The following is a 19,502-nucleotide window of genomic DNA, read 5'->3' as shown; positions in this document are numbered from 1 at the left end:
AAACAAACTACTAATTGGAGAATAGGTATTTTCGCGTTTCATATTAATATTTATTCTCCATTTTTACTATATATAATTATATATTGCTTATTTTTTCTAATCGATGTGAAATTTCAAGTGTAAATCTTAATACACAATAATCAGACAATTTTAATAGATTATAAGTAAAAATAGAAATAAAAATAAATTTTTAAAAAATTTTTGCAAAAATCAAATAGGATTTCTACAAAGCCAAAAATGATTTAAAAAATGTTGATGTTTTGATAATACCTGATTTTAGAGGAGAAAATAAAGAAATGGGATTTTATGAAGAATCCTTTCATTTTTATGAATTTTTACAAGATGAATCTGAAAATATGGATATTATGTTTTGTTGTGATGAAGAATCTTTTAGTGTTTTTAGATTACAATCTGCTGAAATCTGGATGGGAACATTTATTGTTACAAATATAGTTCTCCCCTTATTTTTATCATTACTGGGAGATTATTTATATGACCATCTTTTTCATGACCCCGATGATGATATTGATATTGAGATTTCAGTTGAAAATAAAAAGAATACAAAAACCCTGAAATATCATGGAAATTATGATAACTTTCTTAAATTAATTAAGAATAAATCTGATTTCATGAAACTTTTTGATGAAAATGAATAAATTCGAATATTTAAAAATAATCCTAAAAAAATTCAAGTTTAATTATATGCACTTAAACTTCAAAGACATATATTACCTTTTGGATTTTTATGCATATTATTCCAGAATAAAGAAAGATTGCACTTTAGCAAATGAAATATGGTGTTTAAAAGCAATATTTGCTATTGAAAAATACTATGTTGAAGCCTTTTATAAATTAAAACGAGATAATTTTTATGGTGCTTGGTGTACATTTGGACATGTCGAAACAATTTATAAAAATCTATTTAAACATTACAATAGCACATTAGATGAATTTAAAATTAATTCTATTTATGAATACACAAAACAATTTCAAAAGATCTTTCCTTATACATTATTTTCAAGTGTTGAACTTAAAATTGATAAATTTAAATGTAATATCTGTGGAAAAGAAAGAATATCTTACAAACGTGTTTGTAACCACAAAATCGGAGAATTATACTGTGGAAAACTATGTGCGCAAATACCTGAAGGTATAACTGTGATTAATGATTCTCTTGTTGAAAATCCTATGGATAAATGCACTGTTCCATTTATTAACGGTATTGATACTTATGATTATGGAAAAATAAAAACATTAATATCTGCTTTAGATTCCCCATTTGATGATTGGAATTTTGAAATAACTGAAACTTCAAAAACTCATTCTGAATTTAAACATATATCTGGCGATGATTCATGTCCATGTGGTTCTGGAAAAATTTATAGTGAATGTTGTTTAAATAAAGATGAAATTATTATTAAACATCTTGAATTCTATGTAAATAAGCCAATTGAAGAAATTGAAAAGTATAATCATTACTATATTAATAAAAAAATGTAGACACTTCAAAAAATTTTATTAATTTTAAATTTATAAATTTAGAATCTTTTAGAACATTCATTAAACTACTTGAATTACCCTATAAAGTTATTTACATCTTTAAATTTTATTTTTTATGAAGAATATTTTTCTCCTACTTAGTTTCTCCAGTTTACTTTTCTTTTTATTACTTATTAAGTAAATAATCATCCAAAATCCATTTATAAATACGTACATTTCTGACACAAAGATGCATTAATAATGAACCTAATCCAATATTACTCAAAACTTTATAATTAAATTTAAAAAAAACATAACATGTTATTTTTTTTATATAACAATCAAATATGTATAAACTATTTATAATTCGACTAATTATCAAGTTATTAATGATAGCCCGGATAAATAATTAGTTATACATAAAAAATCGATTTTAAAATAAATTTTACTTATTACACCACTCCCATATCTTATTTGTCATAAGTTTCTGGCAATGGGTTTTGTCATGGTAACTAAAAAGTGACGAAAAGCTTTTATAAGCCATCAACATAAGTCTTTATTGAAAGTTGCAAAAATGTGGCTTTCAAAATTTAAGAGATGGTGAAAATGTTTAAATTAAACAAATGGAATGAAAATGAAGAATTTTTTCCAAAAAAAATAGCTCAGGATGTGTTTATTGCATCCTGTCCAGATAGAATAAACACAAGCTGTTGTATTGATACAACTAAAATCACTTCAGGTCCTTGTGGAAGTGATATTCAAACCAGTTGCTGTATCGATACAACCAAAGAGTAAGATTATCGAAAATCTTACTCTAATATATAAAAAGCGCACTATTTAAAAATAGCGATTTACGTTGTTAGCCTCTGAAAAAATAATTATCCCACCGAACTTCATGGAATTTCCAAATTGGAATTTTTTGAGGTTGCATTAAGCTACCGCCCAAAAAATCTTAATTTTCCCCAATTTCTCAAAAAATATGGGTTAAAATCAAAAAATTCCTCCCATCTTCTTTTAAAAAAAATTAGTTTTTCCAGCATTGAGGATCTGGTGAATACATATCACTGGTATATGAATGGCTAACTGCCGGACATCCTCTGCAAAATCTTAACAATTCACAACCGCCACACTTTTCGAAGTTTTCATATTGTCTGAAATAATTTAAATCATCACTTTTAAAAATCGAAAACAGATTTCCATCTAACGCATTTCCAACTTTACTTTCCATGCGTCTGCAAGCATATACATCTGCATTTGGAAGAATAGTCATATGACTGATGCCGCAATTACATCCGTCATAAATAATGTTCTTTTTCAGATTCCTTGGAATTTCAAACAATCCATTTTCATATAAAAACAATGTCCACAAATGGTCTTTAAATAAAAAAAGAGTATTCGAATCTTTATATTCAACATATTTTTGCCATACCTTTTCTAAAAGATTTTTGTATTCTAAAGGCATTATAATATCTTCTTTTGGACTTGTCGGACAATATCTGGCAAAACTATATAAGTCCACTTTATTACGCACGACTTCGTCAATTATCCATGGAATCAGATTGATATTTTTTTTAGAGACCGTTGTCATGATACTGGTTCTGATTTTTGCCTTGCGCAATGTTTGAATTTTTTCTAAAGTAGTATCATATGAGCCGGGTTGTCTAAAATAATCATGAGTTTTTCTAAGTCCGTCTATAGACATCTGATATTGTCTGCAGTTTAATTCATAGAGGTTTTTACAAACTTCATCATTTAAATGGAAAGGATTTCCCATAATGCTATAGCTGACATTATTTTCATTTAATTTTTCAAGAAGCTGCCAGAAATTTGGATGGAGAATCGGATCTCCTCCGGTTATTGCAAAATATGGCTTTTTGGAAGTTTCATCACAGAATTCCAAACATTTATCAAAAATAATCTCCATTTCTTGCCATGACATCTGATTCAATTTTTCATCTTGATTGGAAAATATGTAGCAGTGTTTACATCTTTGGTCACAGTCATCAAGTATATGCCATTGAAAAGCAAAATAATCATTCATTGTTATCACATCCTTATTTCAGATAAAAGAATTTTTAGTATAAAAGAATTTGGTAACTGAATAGTAATTTAATTAGAATATTCTATCAATTAAAACAAAATCCCATTTATAAACACATATCTCTGAGACAAACATGGTACTTTAAAATGTTGGCTCAAAACACATAAAATCTAAACTTTTTTATTACCAAAAAGACAAAAATAATTGATATAAATATTTTAGGGAAAATGAGAATATGGCAGATAAAAACGAGTGGGGCAGCAACCTTTCATTCATCCTTGCAATGATTGGTTCTGCAGTAGGTTTAGGAAACATTTGGAGATACCCATATGTGCTCTACTCCAACGGGGGCGGAGCATTCTACATTCCATACATTGTAGCGATTTTGCTAATGGGAATTCCGTTTCTGATTTTGGAATATGGCGTCGGATACAACTTCAAGTCCTCCTTTGCAAAGGCAATCAAAAAGATCCATCACAAATGGGAATATCTTGGCTGGTTTTTGCCTGTTGCCGTATTCATGATCATGATATACTACTCAGCGATTCTTGGCTGGGACGGAATCTACATAATTTTAAGCTTCTTTAAGGGATGGGGAGCTGACCCGAACACCTACTTTACGGCCACACTTCTCCAATCCTCCGACTCATATCTGGGAATCCTTCATTTCATCCCGCTGATTGCGGTATTCATGCTTGTCGGATGGGTAATCATCTGGTTCATTTCACACAGGGACCTTGAGGCAGGCCTTGGAAAAGTCTCAAAGCTTTTGGTTCCATTATTATTCATAATCATGGTTGTCATAGTGGGCTTTTCACTTACACTTCCCGGAGCATCCATTGGTCTTGCGGAACTTTTCCACCCTGACTGGTCACTTCTCACACACTTTGAGATATGGATGGCCGCATTCGGACAAATCGTATTCTCCCTAAGCCTTGGAATGTCAATAGCTTTCACTTATGCAAGCTACACCAAGGATGATGCGGACCTTGTTACAAACACCCTTGCAATCGCCCTTGCAAATTCCGCATTTGAAAACTTCGCAGCTTTAGGAGTATTTTCAATCCTCGGATACATGTCAATGCAGTCAGGAACTGCAGTCTCAGAACTGGTGACACAGGGAACAGGATTAGTGTTTATAGTATATCCTACAGTATTCAATGTCCTCGGCCAATGGGCCTACGTTTTAGGACCGCTATTCTTCTTGACAGTATACCTTGCAGGTCTTACCAGTATCCTTTCAACAATAGAACCGCTGTCATTTTCTATCCAGAACAAGTTCACATTAAGCCGTAAAAAGACAATGACAATACTCTGTATCGTTGGAGCTCTAATATCAATGGTTTATGCAACATCATTCGGCGGGTCCGTTTTGGGATTTGTTGATACATTCATAAACCAGATTGCGCTACTCTTCGGCGTTATTGTAGAGTGCATCGTCTTTGCATGGATATTCGAGGCCGAAAAGCTTATTGACTTCATGAACTCAAGGACAAAGACCATCAAGCTCGGCAAATGGTGGCTCATCATTGTAAAATACATCCTCCCGATTGTTATTTCAATCGTGTGGGTCGGCGGAATGATTGACGTTATAAACAACGGTTCAATGGACCAGCTCAACTCTACCATAGTGACAGCCGCACTGCTTTTAATAGCTACATTAATATTTACCGTTCTGCCCGCTAAAAACAAGGATTGGGACAAGGCAGAGGAAAGGATTTAGGTGAGCAACTCATCTATATTCATTATTTCTATTTTTTCCAGTGTGATGGTAAGCACTCCGTCATCATCCCCATAGACTCTCTTCCAGCCTGTTTTGGAAGGCTTCTCATGACTGGCATCCTCACTATAATATACACCAACCACAAGCCCCAAAATGCAGAGGAAAAACAGAAGAAATATCATGGCGTTTTTCATGTTCATGGTTAATAATATAGTATTTTTTCTTATTTAAAGTAATAGAAAAGTATTTTAAGCACAATTGTATAATATCTATTGCAAAGCTTAATTGAGGTGATGATATGAAAGGCTTGATCATAGTTGTTTTGGTAGCAATTGCAGCGCTTCTTGTCGTCGGCGGTGCTGTGGGCTACACCCTGATAAAGGAAACATCAATCGGTGACGACGCTTCAATCGACGAAGTCGTGGATAAGGTGAGTAGCGTTGCAACTTCAACAGGAAGTGATGAGGCATCATCCGACAGTGACATCGTGAGTGAAGTCGTCAAATTCAATGCACAGCAAGGTGAAGGATATTATCGTGAAGTGACATACAAAGACGGCGGTTTCCGCCAGTTCGATGTCGATACCGATGAGCTGATCGGCTCATCATATGACTCAGACCAGCAATACCTGCCAAGTATGGAATGATAATATGCTTTTAAAAGAGATTTTAGAACACTTTGACATTGACGTGGAGCTTCCTGACTATCTATATACTGAATCATTCAACAAGATCTTTTGTGATGGCGAACTTGAAAAAAAGGAGGGTTCTTATAAAATTAACATAAAAACCCGCCAGAACGTCACACACAACATGATTATAAGTCCGGATGACAACACTCCCGTCACTGTCATCTCCGAGCTTCCAAACGGGCTTTTGAACGGGGTGAAGTTTGGAATGACCAAAGGAGATGTAACATATACCGACCATTTGTGAATAAAAATAATATATTACTTAGGAGTTAGTATTCGTATGAACAGAAAGATAATAATTGCACTTATTGCAATAGTAATAATCATAGGCGCAGGTGCCTTTGCATTTTCAAATTTTACATCCAACGGGGCTGTCAATATTGATGCAAATGCACTTGAAGATAGGGGAAACCTGATTGTTGATGCAAAAAATCTGGATGAAAGCATGGGACTTTATCACACTGATGCATCCGATACAAACACCATCTTAATCAAGAATGGAGGAATATTAAAATTGGCAAACTCCCTCATCAACAAAACAGGAGATACCCAAACATCAGGAGATGACGCTGACTTTTACGGTGTCAATTCAGCGATTCTGGTAAACACAAACGGAACACTGGACATATCCAACGTTGAAATCGAAACCAATTCCAAAGGGTCAAACGGAATTTTCGTAACAAATGCGGACTCATCAACCAGTAGTGACACTTCACAAGAAGGCTCCGGCAGTCAGCCACCAGAAGCAACTGGAGGTGAAGGAGGTCAAGGCCAACAGAATGGCGGTGAAGCTCCAGAAGCTCCAAGTGGAGGGGGCAGTCAGGCTCCGCAAACTGGTGGAGAAACAAGTTCCGTTTCAGGTAACACCCAAGCAACAATCAAGAATGTTAAAATCACAACCCACTCAGACAAATCAAGAGGTCTTGATGCAACTTATGCAGGTAAAATCACCGCAGATAATGTCATCATAAACACAGACGGTCAAAGCTGTGCTGCTCTTGCAACCGACCGTGGCGAAGGTGAAGTAACCGTTTCAAACTCAGATATAAATACAGGAGTGAGCAAAACAAGCGGTAGAGGTTCACCATTAATCTATTCCACAGGTGAAATCACTGTTGAAAACACCAAAGGTACATCCCATGTTTCTCAAATTGCTTGTATTGAAGGTAAAAACTCAATTTCTCTTGCAAATTGTGACCTAACAGGTTACGGTGAAGGAAACCGTCAAGATGGAGATGAATACGTTGATTTAGGAGGAATATTCATCTACCAAAGTATGAGTGGGGATGCTGATGTTGGAACATCAACATTCAACGCTACAAATTCCAATTTGAAAATAGCTGAAGACTCAAGCGTTTACGGTGAAGCTCCAATGTTTCACATAACCAATACTGCCTGCGTAATTAACTTGGAAAACACCAAATGTGAATTCGGAAGCGGAGTCTTTTTAGAGGCTTCAAGTCAAAGCCAATGGGGAACCACAGGATCAAATGGTGGAAGTGTAGAGCTAAACACAAATAATGAAGACATTAACGGCAATGTTATTGTTGATTCAATCAGTTCCTTAACCTGGAATATGCAAAATACCAAATTCAGTGGTGCTATAAACTCAACTGGAACAACAAATGTTGTTATTGACAGCGGCTCAACCTGGACATTGACCGGTGACAGTACTGTTTCATCACTTGAAGTGAATGGTAATATTGAATATGGAGAATATACATTAACCATAAACGGAGTTGAATATTCAGCTTCAAATCCATATAATAGCTAGGTGAGTTCTAACTCACCTTTTATTTTTTTAGCTTAAAAACAATTAATTTGTTATAATTATTTCAATTGATGACATCAGATAATCATTTGGAATCTCATTTTCAACACTAATATCAAATTTCCTTTGATTTATTGAATACTTCAAGTTGATTTCAGTTTTAATCAAATTCCTAGTAATTTCAACATGAACTGTAAAATTTGGATTGTTCAGATGCTTTCTGTGAACGCCCAATATTTTTGATGCCCCAATTAACTCCAATGCAAAGGGCATGTTTCTTTCATCAAAATCCAAGAATACACCTTCAGCCATCTTAACGCTTCTTTTAAATTTGAATTCCCTTTCACATGCAAAGTCAACCAAGTCAAACGCAAAATCATAGATATAACGGAATTTAAGTGATTTCATATTCAATCTCCAACAACAGCACTTATTAGAATTAATGAATTTGAATTAAATATTTTAACGACAACCGAGATATTACCCTCATCAGATTTGAAAGTTAATGTGAAATCGTCTGGCGAATGAGAAACTCTTTTGATATCAATTGGTTCCTCTTCCAATAATTTCTTATCGATTAAAATCTCATCTATATGCCTGTGTTCCAATTTCTGCAAATAATGTTCAGTTAAGATAATCCTCATCAAATCACCGTTAATTGTTTGCAAGATATATTTTAAATCATCAGTAGAATACTGCTTTTTTTTATTTTTAACCATAATATAATAGTTCAAATTACTATTTAATAAGTTTAACTGATTTTTAAAGTAAATATTGCTTTATAAATAGATTATTTTGTGATTAAAACAATTTATATTAAGTTAATCAACATTTATTTTTTATTAATTTAAAAAACATTATAAACAACTAAAACCAAATATATAACATTAATATATTAGTGAAGGTAACAAATTATGTCAAAACCTGTCGTTGCAATAACAAGACCAAAAGATAGAGCAAAAAAGGCTTGTGAAATTGTAGAAAAATTAGGAGGCAGTGCGGTACTTGCACCAACCCTTGATTTGAAACCTGTAAACAGTGACTCCTTAAAAGAATTAGTTGCAAGGAAAGATGAACTTGATTGGATTATATTTACTTCTCCAACAACCATCGTTTCTTTAAACAAGTTTTATCCACAATTTCTAAAAACTCTTGATTGCAAACTAGCAGTTATTGGAAATAAAACCGGAAAATTAGCTCAAAAAAATGGACTTGAAGTTGATTTAATGCCAAAAGACTTTACAGCCGAAGGTTTAATTGAAGAGTTTAAAAAGAGAAATATAACCGGCAAAACCATTGGAATTCCAAGAACCGCTTCTGCAAGGCCAGTCCTACCTGAAGGCTTAAAAGAACTTAAAAATGAAGTAATCCTAGCAGAAGCCTATGAATCATTATTCCCAATGGACGAAAAAGCAGTAAAAGACTTAATTGAAAAAATCAAAGCTAAAGAAATTGATGCAATAACTTTTACAAGTCCACTTACAGTTAGAAACTTCTTTAAAATAGCTGAAAATGACCTTGCTAAACTAATCAACGAGAATCTGCTAACTGTCTGTATAGGACCCATCACTGCAAAGGCTTTAGACGAATATGGCATTACTTACATTTACCCTGACACTTACACAGTTCCAGACATGATGGAATTATTATTTAAAACATGGAGAGAAGAAAATGAGTGAAAAAATAAGTATTATTTTACCAATCTTTAATGTTGGAGACCACCTTAGAGGTGGAATCGACTCTCTTATAAATCAAACCATTGGTCAAGATCACTTGGAAATCATAATGGTCAATGACTGCTCAACTGACGGATCTGATAAAATCATTGACGAATATGCTGAAAAATATGATTGCTGTGTGGCAATTCATCATGAAAAAAATAGTGGAGCAGCATACACCCCTCGTAATACTGGTTTAAAATACTGCACAGGAGATTACATCATGTTTTTAGACCCTGATGACAGATTCACCCCTGATGCATGTGAAATGTTATATAATGCTGCCAAAGAACATGACGCAGAAATGGCTTTTGGAAGGTTTAGAAGAATATTCGAATATGGAGGAAAGGTTCAAAAATCATACTCCCCTTACATGGATGACTTATCCAAAAACTATCCTGATGAAGTGTTTGAAACTGCAAACTTCCTTGATGTTCCAGATTTCCTATGGGACAACTTCATCGAAGGATTTCTATATGGAAAGACCATCGAAAAAACTTATCCAAGAGATAAACCCCTTGATGTGATTTATGTTGAAAATATTGAAGGAGAACCTGATTTATTAAAAATGCCTCCTTCAGTGTGGAGTAAAATCTATAAAAGAGAATTGATTATGGATAATAATATCCGTTTTCAACCATTCATTTCAGGAGACGACTTGGCATTTACCTTGGAAGCATTCCTGAACGCAAAAGGAATTGTCTTATTGAATAATTTCATGTGTTATGACTACTACATAAGAGACTTGCCGGACGACAAGTCAATTACAAATAATGTTAACGTGAGACTATTGGATGAACTAATGGAGTCTTATATTTACTGCAGAAAACAGACCGAAGGTTTTTCAAAAGATGTTAAAAACGTTAGCGTGAATCCGCACCTGTTATACTGGACAAATACATGGAAAAACTCCCCATTTACCAAACAGGAAAATAAATTACTTTTAAGTAAAGTAAATAAACTCAAAAAGATCCATCACACTGACTTGAAGACTAAAATGTTATTATCATCAATTTCAACAGCACTTGAATCTAAAATTCAAATTCAAAAGGAGTAAAATTACAATGGCTGATTACAAATACGTTATTGTTGGAGCTGGACTTTCTGGCCTTACAATAGCTGAGAGAATTGCAAATGAACTCGACGAAGAAGTTTTAATAATTGAAAAAAGAAACCACATCGGTGGAAATGTATATGATTTCTACCAAGATGATTTGCTAATCCAAAAATACGGACCTCACATTTACCATACAAACGATAAAAAGGTCCATGATTACCTATCACAATTTACAGAATGGACAGATTATGTTCATAAGGTTTTAAGTTGTGTTGATGGGAAATTAGTACCTATGCCTATTTGCATTGATACATTAAATGCACTTTACGATTTAGACCTAGATGAAAATTCAATGAAAGAGTGGATTGACGAACACAAAGAAGACATCGATGAAATCAAATCCTCAGAAGATGTTGTGCTAAAAAATGCAGGCCGTGACATTTACAATAAATTATTTAAAAACTACACTGAAAAGCAATGGGGAACATCAGCAGCCAATTTAAGTCCAAGCGTAATTTCAAGAATTCCTTTTAGATTCAATCATGACGACAGATACTTTGAGGACACATATCAGGGAATGCCAAAGGAAGGTTTTACAAAAATGTGTGAAAACATGATCGCATCAGATAAAATACACGTTGGCTTGAAATCAGACTATAAAGATTATATTGACAAAATTAATTACGAAAAATTAATCTACACCGGACCAATAGATTACTTTTACGATTACAAGTATGGGGAACTATTATACAGATGTCTAAACTTTGTATATGAAATATTAGACAAAGACTCCTACCAGGAGGTTGGTGTTGTAAACTATCCAAACCATCCATACTTTACAAGAATAACCGAATTTAAAAAATTAACCGGACAAGATATCAAAGGCAAAACTGCCATCATGAGAGAATATCCTGGATTTAATGGTGAGAAATGCTACCCTTACCCAACACAGGAATATCTAGACAAATTCAAGTTATATGAAGCAGAAATGCAAAAAGAAGAAAATGTAATCTTTGCAGGCAGACTTGCAAAATACAAATACTATAATATGGATTTGGTAGTTAAAGATGCCTTGGAAATCTTTGAAAATGAAATTAAATAGGTGAAATTATGATTACAATTTGGCCACAATATTTAGATGAAAACTTACCTCTTTCAGAGGGTCGTAAGATTTCAAAAGAGGATGCCGTTAAGGATCCTAGTTTAAACGATATTGAAAGAGCCCTAAAAAGACTTGGCTTAACATATGAGATTCAAAAAGAAGCTTCATATCCTGGAAAATGGTATGAAAAATCTGGAAGAATCCTTGTTGAGTGGGAAGGGACAAAACTTGAATTGATACGTGAAATAAGTTTAAAGATTAAAGAAATTAGAAAATGATTAATATGCAAATGCCACAACAAATGCACGAACAATACCTCGAAGCTAAAAAAATCATTGAAAATGCCAATGACATCAAGGTTTACTCACACATTGATTGTGACGGTATCTGTTCAGGTGCAATCCTATCAACCATACTAGACAGACAGAATAAAGCCCATGAAATCGAATTTGTAAACCTTGACGTTTTAGATGACATCGACTTGACCCATGAACTTACAATATTTTCAGATTTAGGTTCAGGCCAGAAAGTCGACACCAAAGCCAAAGAGGGTCAAAAAATCATCATCCTGGACCACCACCCACCACTCAGGGATTTGGATTATAAGAATGACAAAAATTACGAATACCTGGAAATCAACCCAATTCATCATGGAATTGACGGTTCATACTATGTTTGCGGTGGAGGATTATGCTATTTTCTTGCAAAGGAATTCGGATATGATGATTTGAGTTGGATTGGAGTATTATCTGCAATTGGAGATATGCAAAATACAAAATCAGGTCATTTTGAAGGTCTAAACGAAATCATCCAACAGGATGCAATTGATGGGGGATATCTTGAAGTTACAAAAAACGATTTGAACATTTATGGGCGAAATACCCGACCATTATTTATAGCACTATCCTATTTTAGTGATGTTAAACTTCCAATTACAAACAACACCACAGAGTGCATGGCAATTTTGGAAGAACTTGGAATCGATGAAAAACACAACAGAAAAACTTTAAACCAATTGACAGATGAGGATAAAACAAAATTATTCCAAAAACTTGTTGAGATGTTATCAAAGGTAGTTCCTGGAAGATATGTTCAGCATATTCCAAAACTGATTATTGGAGATTCTTATACTTTCCTAAAAGAAGATGAAAGCAGTTTTTTAAGGGACGGTTCTGAGTTTTCAACAGCAATGAATGCATGTGGAAGAAACCATGAGGAAAAAGTAGCAATGGAAGTCTTAAAGGGAGACCGCTTTTTGTACCTTGATGAACTTGAACACATCGCCAAAAATCATCGTGTAAATCTTGCCAAAGGAATTGAAAAAGCGACTGGTGACACAAGTATAATTGAACTTGAAAACTTGCAGTATTTCGATGGAACCGGAATTAAACCTGAAATTGTTGGTACAATAACCGGAATGATACTTGGATACTGTAATTGGAAAAAACCAGTAATAGGATTTACACAAACAGACAGTGAGGGATTAAAAGTTTCTCTTAGATGCTCAAGACTCTTGTCATATGATGGAATTCATTTTGGAAACATTATCCGCGAAGTTTCAGCAGATGTTGGTGGAACAGGTGGTGGACATGCCATGGCATGCGGAGCTTATATACCTGTAAATAAAAAAGATGAATTCATTGAACAATTTAACATAAAGCTTGAAGGCAAACTTACAAATTAACTTTATATATAATAAAGTAAAAAAATATATTTAATCAAGTTTAATTGAGGAATGACATATGATGAAAGCATTTAAAAAAAGAGGTGCATTAACTCATTTTCAAATTTTAAGTGAGATATCCAAACAAGATCCACACCTTAAACAAAAAGATTTGGCTAAAAAATTAGGAATAACCATCCAAGCAGTCTCAGAAAATATAAAAACATTAATAGAACTCGGATACATCACATCAAAAGATGGAAGATCCCCATATAAAATAACCCAAGCAGGTATCGATAAAGTTAAAAAAGATGCAATTAACTTGAGAAAATACTCTGATTCCGTGCTTGAAACTATGAATCACTACAAAACCATCTGGCCAGCAATTGCAACAGAAGAACTTAAAAAAGAAGACATTGTTGGATTATACATGGATGGTGGCGTATTATATGCTCATAAAAAAGAGGAAAATGCAACAGGTGTTGTAATATCTGATGCAGAACCGGGAATGGACGTTTCACTAACCAATCTAACCGGCCTTATTGATATGAATGTTGGCGAAGTGACAGTCATTATTGTTCCAACCATTAAAGACGGCGGTTCAAAATCAAGTGACCTTGAATTAATCAAAAACGTATATGCCAAAGGAACAAATACTGGTGAAGAATTCGATAAAATCGCTGTTGCAGGTACAGTATCACGCGCTATTATAAATAAATTAGATTTAAATATTGATATTGAATTTGCTGCACCACAAGGAACTGCAAACGCTGCAAGAAAAGGATTGAATGTCCTTGCAGTTGTTGTTGGTGACATGAGCAAGGCATTTACCCGTGAGCTTGAAAGTGAAAAAATCAAATTCAATATAATTGATGGGGCAAAATAGTTCATTTTTCCCTTAACATCTTTAAAAAAGCACCTGCTATTTTAGATGAGTCCAAATCATTCCTTTTAATTATTTTTTCATACTCATCTATATTCTCATTTTTTATAATTTCTAAAGCATCATTTAAAATCCGATTATTTTTGAAATTCTCTATCTCGCCAAGCGTGGGAGCATCACGTCTTGTAATCTTATTGTCCTTTTTAATCTTATTAAATCTAGGAATCTCATCTTTTACAACCAGATTATATGCTTCACCACTTCTACCTGCCCTAGCAGTCCTACCGATTCTATGAGTATAGTCATCACTGTTCTGGGCAACGTCGTAGTTGATTACAACATCCACACCACTAATATCAAGGCCACGTGCAGCCACATCGGTTGCAACCAAAATGTTGATGTTTCCATTTCTAAACTTGTTCATGACCTTATCCCTGGCCTTTTGAGTCATGTCTCCATGAATGGCATCGACAGAGTATTCCTCTTTTTTAAGATGTTTAGAGATGAAATTAACACTCTTTTTGGTATTACAAAATATCAAAATAAGTTTTGAATCCTGAATCTCAATTAAACGACACAATGAATCAAATTTGTCTTTAATATTACATTCACAATAATATTGAGCTATCTTTGGTGCTGTCCTTTTATTTGAAGAAATCTTAATGAATTTAGGGTTCTTTTGATAGACTTCACCAATCTCGCGAACCTCATCGAGTATTGTGGCTGAAAACAATAATGTCTGCCTTTGGCGTGGAGTTGCAGCCAGAATAAACTCAATATCATCCCTGAACCCCATGTCAAGCATTTCATCAGCTTCATCGAGAACAACACTTTCAACACCAATCAATTCAAGATTTCCACGTTCAATATGGTCAATTACACGGCCAGGAGTTCCAACAACAACGTGAACACCCTTTTTCAGGACACGTGTCTGCTTGCCGATAGGCTGGCCCCCATAAACAGCCAAAACCTTAAGCTTTTTAATTTTGGATCCTGCCTTTGTAATCTCTCCCGCCACCTGCATGCACAGTTCACGTGTAGGACACAATACAATGGCCTGAGGAGATTTATCCGGAACGAAAATCTTATCCAAAAGAGGTATTGCAAATGCAAGTGTCTTACCAGAACCTGTTTGTGCCTGACATATTAAATCAAGACCTTTTAAACCGTCAGGAATTGCCTTTGTCTGAATTGGAGTGAGTTTATTAAAGCCCATCTCTCCAATGGCCGTTTTTATTTCATCCCGAATGTTAAAATCATCAAAATTCATTATGTTAATATTTAACAAATAATGTATTTAAATGAATCATCACATATATAAATTATTTTTTACATATGAAATATTATGTTAAATAAAAAATTTACAATCTTTTTTCTCATTTTAATAATTTTAACAGTGAGTATCGGAGCAGTATCTGCAAATGACGATGATCCATTAGTTGGAATTGGAGAAAAAAGTTTTGATGAACTTCAGAAACAGATAAATCTAGCAAACGCTAGTGATGTGATTGAAATTGAAGGAACATACCTCCAAAAAACTGGAAATGACCTTGCCATCAACAAAAGCATAACCATTTCCGGATATGGGGACAAACCAACACTGAACGGAAAAATAGAAACCACCTCAGCAAACACCCTTTTTAAAAATTTAAATATCATCGGCTGCATAAAGGCCAGTAATTCTAACCTCACAATATTAAACTGCAGTTTTAGCGGATATGACTCTACATACAAGGCAATTGATATTGAAGATGGAAAACTCACAATAATCAATTCGACATTTTCCAATTTAAATAATGGAATTTATGCGGGTGGAACATTAGACATGGACAATACTGATTTTATCAATTGTACAATTCAAGGAAACAATTTGGTTAGATGTGGATTTTCAAATATAAACAACTCAAGATTTATTGATAATACACTTATTGGTGGAGTTCTACTTCAAAATAGCTATAATAATATTTCAATCACTAAATGTGAATTCAAAAACAACAAAATCCATTATGAATTAGCTTCATACTTAATTGACATATTTCTTAGTGATAGCTCCACAATTACAGACAGTATCTTTATCAATAACACCTGTGCCAATATTGTCTGCTGGCATCCAAAAGAAAAAATATATGTGTCCAATTTGAAAACCTTAAAACCAGTTACATTTATTAGAATAGAAAACAATATTTTTACAGACAATTATGATAATTCTGGAAAATACAGCCTAATCAAATTAGAGCCCACCGATGCAGACTCAGGAATAGATAATAAAATTGCCAGTGAAATGAACGTTACAAACAATTTCTTTGGATTTAATATCGAAGACTACCTGGAATTTAGCAATATCGAACTTATTACACCATATTATTATCCGCTTTCACGCATGTATGATTGGACTCCAAACTACATGAAAAACTGGATCAATCTGGATTTGGTTAAAACAGATTTGAAATATGTCTTGAAATTTATGGATAGAAACGGCAATATCGTTAAAATGCCTAACTGTGAATTTTCAATAATTGATAAAGAGAATGGACAAATAATCAAAAATAACATCCTAGTTAAAGATGGAATTGGAGAATTTGATTGTGATGACAATTTATCCCTTGACAACGTTTATATCTTAAGCAATGCAGGTGAAATTGTCAATAAGCCAAAGGCAACAATAGAAATCACAAAAGTTAACGAAAAGCTTGGTGAAATGAAATTTATCATAACTTTAAAAAATGGTACAGTCCCTCTTTCAAATCAAACTTTGAAAGTTAATTGTACTTCCCACAATCCAGCTACAAACGATTACAGAGAAGGAATTACTCATGAAGGCCATCAAACAATAAAACTAGATGAAAACGGCAGCTGTGAAATCAGACTAATGAAAATTGTTTCAGAACCTATATTTGCTGACTATTTTAACATAACATTTTCATTTTCCAATTCTGATTTTGGATTTTCACAATACGACATTAATTTCGTTAAAGTAATTAGAACAGAAGTAAAAACAACAGTTAAACCAATCACCATGACTTATGGTGGTACAGGCAAACTAACCTTGTCTGCTTTAATAAAAGATACAAACGAAATTATCCCTGAGCTAATAGACCTTTCGGTCGGCATCTATAAAGGAAACAAATGCATTAGTATAAGCAACATCTACTACGAAAATGGAACAATTCTTAAAAGTAGCGAAAAGTATCTTAAAATATCAGACCTTGCCGCTGGCAGCTATAAGATTGTAGTATTTGAAGGCAACCCCTGGGAGTATCATATATCCAAATCAACTGCAACATTGACTGTTAATAAAGCTAAAGCAACTGTTAAAGCACCAAAGGTAACTGGCAAATATAAAAAATCCAAATATTTCCAAGTTACAGTCAGTTATGCTAAAAAACCAGTAAAACAAATATACGTTAATGTCAAAATCGACAAAAAAACATATAAACTCAAAACAAACAACAATGGAATTGTAAAAATAAACATAAATAATCTTAAAGTTGGAAAACATAAAGTGACCATAACATCTGGAAATTCAAACTATCAATTTTCAGCTAAAAGTCAAATTACTATTAAAAGATAGACATATTCTATCTTTTAACTTTTTTTAAAACAGAGTTGTCTGAATTGAATCCCCATCAGATGGAAATTCAGTAATATAGTCCAAAATTTTAAAAGTATCATTTAAAATTCCATTTTTAAATGTCCTTTGTTTAAAAAGCTTCATCAGTTCCCTATTCTTTGGTGAAGGAATTGAATATGAATTCCCAAATTCTTTAACATATCGCTCTTTAAGGTCTGGAAAGTGTTCATCAAGCTTTGAGTAGAAATACTCCCGATTACCATCTCGAAGTGTCAAACCCATTTGATAACAAAATATTCCCTTGACATCAGCTTCAATGCACATGTCCAGGATTTTATCAATGTTTTCATGATTGTCATTAATATATGGCAAAATTGGACATAACCAGACAACAGTTGGAATTCCTTCACGTTTTAAAATCTTTAAGACTTCAAAACGCCTTGAAGTCGGACAAACGTTCGGCTCCAAAATTCTGCACAAATCATCATCGGCAGTTGTAAGTGTCATCTGAATGACAACCTTTGACTTCTCATTGATTTTTTTAAGCAAATCCAAATCACGCAAAACAAGATCGGATTTTGTAATGCAGGTAAAGCCAAATCCGTATCTGTAAATCAGCTCCAAAGATTTCCTGACATATTTCAAATGCTTTTCAAGCGGAACATAGGGGTCTGTCATCGCACCAGTTCCAATCATTGCCTTGGGACGTTTTAAAAGCTCCTTTTTGAGAAGTTCAATGGAATTCTCCTTAACTTCAATATCCTCAAACTTGTGATTCATCGAATAGACATCGCTTCTTGAATCACAATAGATGCAACCGTGAGTGCATCCACGATATAGATTCATTCCATTTTTAGCTGACAAAATACTTTTAGCTTTAACTTTGTGCATGAAATTAATTTAGATTTTATAATATTTAAAAAAAGTGAGAGCAAATGTGAACTATTGTGCAATTAGTCCTCGACAATGAAATCTAGGTATTCTTGCAAAATGTAATATTTCCCTAAAACAAAATCCTAAAATATCACCACTACCAAAAATAATCTCATGAAACAAAAAAACATTACCGGATTTGATAAGGAATACCAAATTAAAGACCATCCTTCCATAAAAGGTATTCAAATTATTGAAGGTAAAAACAATTTTCCAATTAGTTGGCTCAACCAGCAAGGATATTGTGAATACCAGCTATATCTCGAAAACATGAAAGGCATAAAAACCGCACCTACCAAGGCAATGACACATGGAAGTCAAATCCACCAGGAGCTTGAAGACATTTTCAAAAAGGATGCAACACCAACAACATTTGAAAACGCAATTGAAGAATCCAAAAAGGAAGCGTCAATGTCAAGAGAATGCTTCGTAATAGCTCCAGAGTATGGAATTAGAGGTTACATCGATGAAATTTGGATGAAACCTGATGAAATCGTTATAATTGATGATAAACCAGGAAGAACCCCTTATCACTCCACAATGAATCAGGTAAGGGCATATTGCCTTGCATTCAAAGACATGACCGGTGACGTGCGAACAATCAAAGGAGCCTTAAGAGAACGTGGAACCGAAAAGCTATTCTGGATTGAAGTGTTTACACCTGAAGTTGAAAAAGAAATAAGATATACAATCGATAGAATGCATGGGCTGTTTGAAGGCACAAAACCATTCATTCCAACCAAAAATCCTAAAAAATGCAAATCATGCAGATTTAAAGACAAGTGTGAACATGCAAAAGCGTAACATTTCAATAATCCTGCTGGTTATTTTCGCAATAACCATTGGCCTGACTGCCGTTAATGTATTTCT

21 protein-coding genes are annotated in these 19,502 nt (G+C 33.7%); 15 read left to right on the top strand and 6 right to left on the bottom strand.

Annotated features, from left to right (window positions below; all coding sequences use genetic code 11):
* The first annotated feature begins 260 nt into the window (after positions 1-260).
* From ACKI32_RS07930 to ACKI32_RS07920, 3 genes are all read left to right on the top strand, one after another.
* The gene (locus ACKI32_RS07930) at positions 261-656 is read left to right on the top strand and encodes a hypothetical protein (protein ID WP_407415207.1); all 396 of its coding nucleotides are present in this window, start codon (positions 261-263) and stop codon (positions 654-656) included.
* Positions 657-702: 46 nt separating this feature from the next.
* Complete coding sequence (locus ACKI32_RS07925) at positions 703-1,500, top strand: SEC-C metal-binding domain-containing protein (RefSeq protein ID WP_407415205.1); 798 nt, start codon at positions 703-705, stop codon at positions 1,498-1,500.
* A gap of 585 nt (positions 1,501-2,085) precedes the next feature.
* Positions 2,086-2,274, top strand: coding sequence for a hypothetical protein (locus ACKI32_RS07920; RefSeq protein ID WP_407415203.1), 189 nt, complete (start codon positions 2,086-2,088; stop codon positions 2,272-2,274).
* A gap of 229 nt (positions 2,275-2,503) precedes the next feature.
* Here ACKI32_RS07920 and acgM read toward each other — a convergent pair whose 3' ends face one another.
* On the bottom strand, positions 2,504-3,520 hold the full coding sequence (acgM, locus tag ACKI32_RS07915; protein ID WP_407415201.1) for a radical SAM/SPASM domain protein, ACGX system: 1,017 nt from the start codon (positions 3,518-3,520) through the stop codon (positions 2,504-2,506).
* Between the two features lie 235 nt (positions 3,521-3,755).
* Between acgM and ACKI32_RS07910 the strand changes: the two genes are divergently transcribed.
* Entirely contained in the window at positions 3,756-5,243 is a 1,488-nt protein-coding gene (locus ACKI32_RS07910; protein ID WP_407415199.1) for a sodium-dependent transporter, read from the top strand.
* Here the strand turns inward: ACKI32_RS07910 and ACKI32_RS07905 are convergent.
* Positions 5,240-5,437: a hypothetical protein gene (locus tag ACKI32_RS07905; protein ID WP_407415197.1), complete on the bottom strand. Its 198-nt coding sequence runs from the start codon at positions 5,435-5,437 to the stop codon at positions 5,240-5,242. The genes ACKI32_RS07910 and ACKI32_RS07905 overlap by 4 nt on opposite strands.
* A 104-nt stretch (positions 5,438-5,541) precedes the next feature.
* Here ACKI32_RS07905 and ACKI32_RS07900 point away from each other — a divergent pair, with 104 nt between their 5' ends.
* Genes ACKI32_RS07900 through ACKI32_RS07890 form a run of 3 tightly spaced genes read left to right on the top strand, consistent with a single transcriptional unit; the run spans position 5,542 to position 7,708 of the window.
* Entirely contained in the window at positions 5,542-5,889 is a 348-nt protein-coding gene (locus ACKI32_RS07900; RefSeq protein WP_407415195.1) for a flagellar protein, FliL, read from the top strand.
* Positions 5,852-6,178 carry a hypothetical protein gene (locus tag ACKI32_RS07895; RefSeq protein ID WP_407415193.1) on the top strand — a complete coding sequence of 109 codons (327 nt, stop codon included), beginning with the start codon at positions 5,852-5,854 and terminating at the stop codon, positions 6,176-6,178. The genes ACKI32_RS07900 and ACKI32_RS07895 overlap by 38 nt, the downstream gene beginning before the upstream one ends.
* Before the next feature lie 36 nt (positions 6,179-6,214).
* Positions 6,215-7,708, top strand: coding sequence for a hypothetical protein (locus tag ACKI32_RS07890; RefSeq protein ID WP_407415191.1), 1,494 nt, complete (start codon positions 6,215-6,217; stop codon positions 7,706-7,708).
* A 42-nt stretch (positions 7,709-7,750) separates the two neighbouring features.
* Here ACKI32_RS07890 and ACKI32_RS07885 read toward each other — a convergent pair whose 3' ends face one another.
* Entirely contained in the window at positions 7,751-8,113 is a 363-nt protein-coding gene (locus ACKI32_RS07885) for a hypothetical protein (RefSeq protein WP_407415189.1), read from the bottom strand.
* A gap of 2 nt (positions 8,114-8,115) precedes the next feature.
* Positions 8,116-8,424, bottom strand: coding sequence for a hypothetical protein (locus tag ACKI32_RS07880; protein WP_407415187.1), 309 nt, complete (start codon positions 8,422-8,424; stop codon positions 8,116-8,118).
* A gap of 195 nt (positions 8,425-8,619) precedes the next feature.
* Here ACKI32_RS07880 and ACKI32_RS07875 point away from each other — a divergent pair, with 195 nt between their 5' ends.
* The 6 genes from ACKI32_RS07875 (at position 8,620) to ACKI32_RS07850 (ending at position 14,131) form a co-directional block, all read left to right on the top strand.
* Positions 8,620-9,384, top strand: coding sequence for a uroporphyrinogen-III synthase (locus ACKI32_RS07875; RefSeq protein WP_407415185.1), 765 nt, complete (start codon positions 8,620-8,622; stop codon positions 9,382-9,384).
* Positions 9,377-10,480, top strand: a complete 1,104-nt coding sequence (locus ACKI32_RS07870; protein ID WP_407415183.1) for a glycosyltransferase family 2 protein — start codon at positions 9,377-9,379, stop codon at positions 10,478-10,480. Before ACKI32_RS07875 ends, ACKI32_RS07870 begins: the two co-directional genes overlap by 8 nt.
* Positions 10,481-10,487: 7 nt before the next feature.
* Positions 10,488-11,582, top strand: a complete 1,095-nt coding sequence (glf, locus tag ACKI32_RS07865; RefSeq protein WP_407415181.1) for a UDP-galactopyranose mutase — start codon at positions 10,488-10,490, stop codon at positions 11,580-11,582.
* Between the two features lie 8 nt (positions 11,583-11,590).
* Positions 11,591-11,860, top strand: a complete 270-nt coding sequence (locus tag ACKI32_RS07860; protein WP_407415179.1) for a signal recognition particle subunit SRP19/SEC65 family protein — start codon at positions 11,591-11,593, stop codon at positions 11,858-11,860.
* 5 nt (positions 11,861-11,865) lie between these two features.
* The gene (recJ, locus tag ACKI32_RS07855; protein WP_407415177.1) at positions 11,866-13,266 is read left to right on the top strand and encodes a single-stranded-DNA-specific exonuclease RecJ; all 1,401 of its coding nucleotides are present in this window, start codon (positions 11,866-11,868) and stop codon (positions 13,264-13,266) included.
* A 61-nt stretch (positions 13,267-13,327) separates the two neighbouring features.
* Positions 13,328-14,131 carry a winged helix-turn-helix transcriptional regulator gene (locus ACKI32_RS07850; protein ID WP_407415209.1) on the top strand — a complete coding sequence of 268 codons (804 nt, stop codon included), beginning with the start codon at positions 13,328-13,330 and terminating at the stop codon, positions 14,129-14,131.
* Position 14,132: 1 nt separating this feature from the next.
* Here ACKI32_RS07850 and ACKI32_RS07845 read toward each other — a convergent pair whose 3' ends face one another.
* Positions 14,133-15,398, bottom strand: a complete 1,266-nt coding sequence (locus ACKI32_RS07845; protein ID WP_407415175.1) for a DEAD/DEAH box helicase — start codon at positions 15,396-15,398, stop codon at positions 14,133-14,135.
* 126 nt (positions 15,399-15,524) lie between these two features.
* Here ACKI32_RS07845 and ACKI32_RS07840 point away from each other — a divergent pair, with 126 nt between their 5' ends.
* Positions 15,525-17,699, top strand: a complete 2,175-nt coding sequence (locus ACKI32_RS07840; RefSeq protein ID WP_407415173.1) for a hypothetical protein — start codon at positions 15,525-15,527, stop codon at positions 17,697-17,699.
* Between the two features lie 24 nt (positions 17,700-17,723).
* Here the strand turns inward: ACKI32_RS07840 and ACKI32_RS07835 are convergent, their stop codons facing one another.
* A complete protein-coding gene (locus ACKI32_RS07835) occupies positions 17,724-18,590 on the bottom strand; it encodes an SPL family radical SAM protein (RefSeq protein ID WP_407415171.1) in 867 nt (288 codons plus the stop codon).
* Between the two features lie 156 nt (positions 18,591-18,746).
* Here ACKI32_RS07835 and cas4 point away from each other — a divergent pair, with 156 nt between their 5' ends.
* Positions 18,747-19,436, top strand: coding sequence for a CRISPR-associated protein Cas4 (gene cas4 / locus ACKI32_RS07830; protein ID WP_407415169.1), 690 nt, complete (start codon positions 18,747-18,749; stop codon positions 19,434-19,436).
* The last annotated feature ends 66 nt before the right edge of the window (positions 19,437-19,502 follow it).

Origin of the sequence: Methanobrevibacter sp., assembly GCF_045611865.1 — an archaeon.
GTDB lineage: Archaea > Methanobacteriota > Methanobacteria > Methanobacteriales > Methanobacteriaceae > Methanocatella.
The sequence above is the reverse complement of the archived record's forward strand: the minus strand, read 5'-3'. Positions and strand labels throughout refer to the sequence as shown.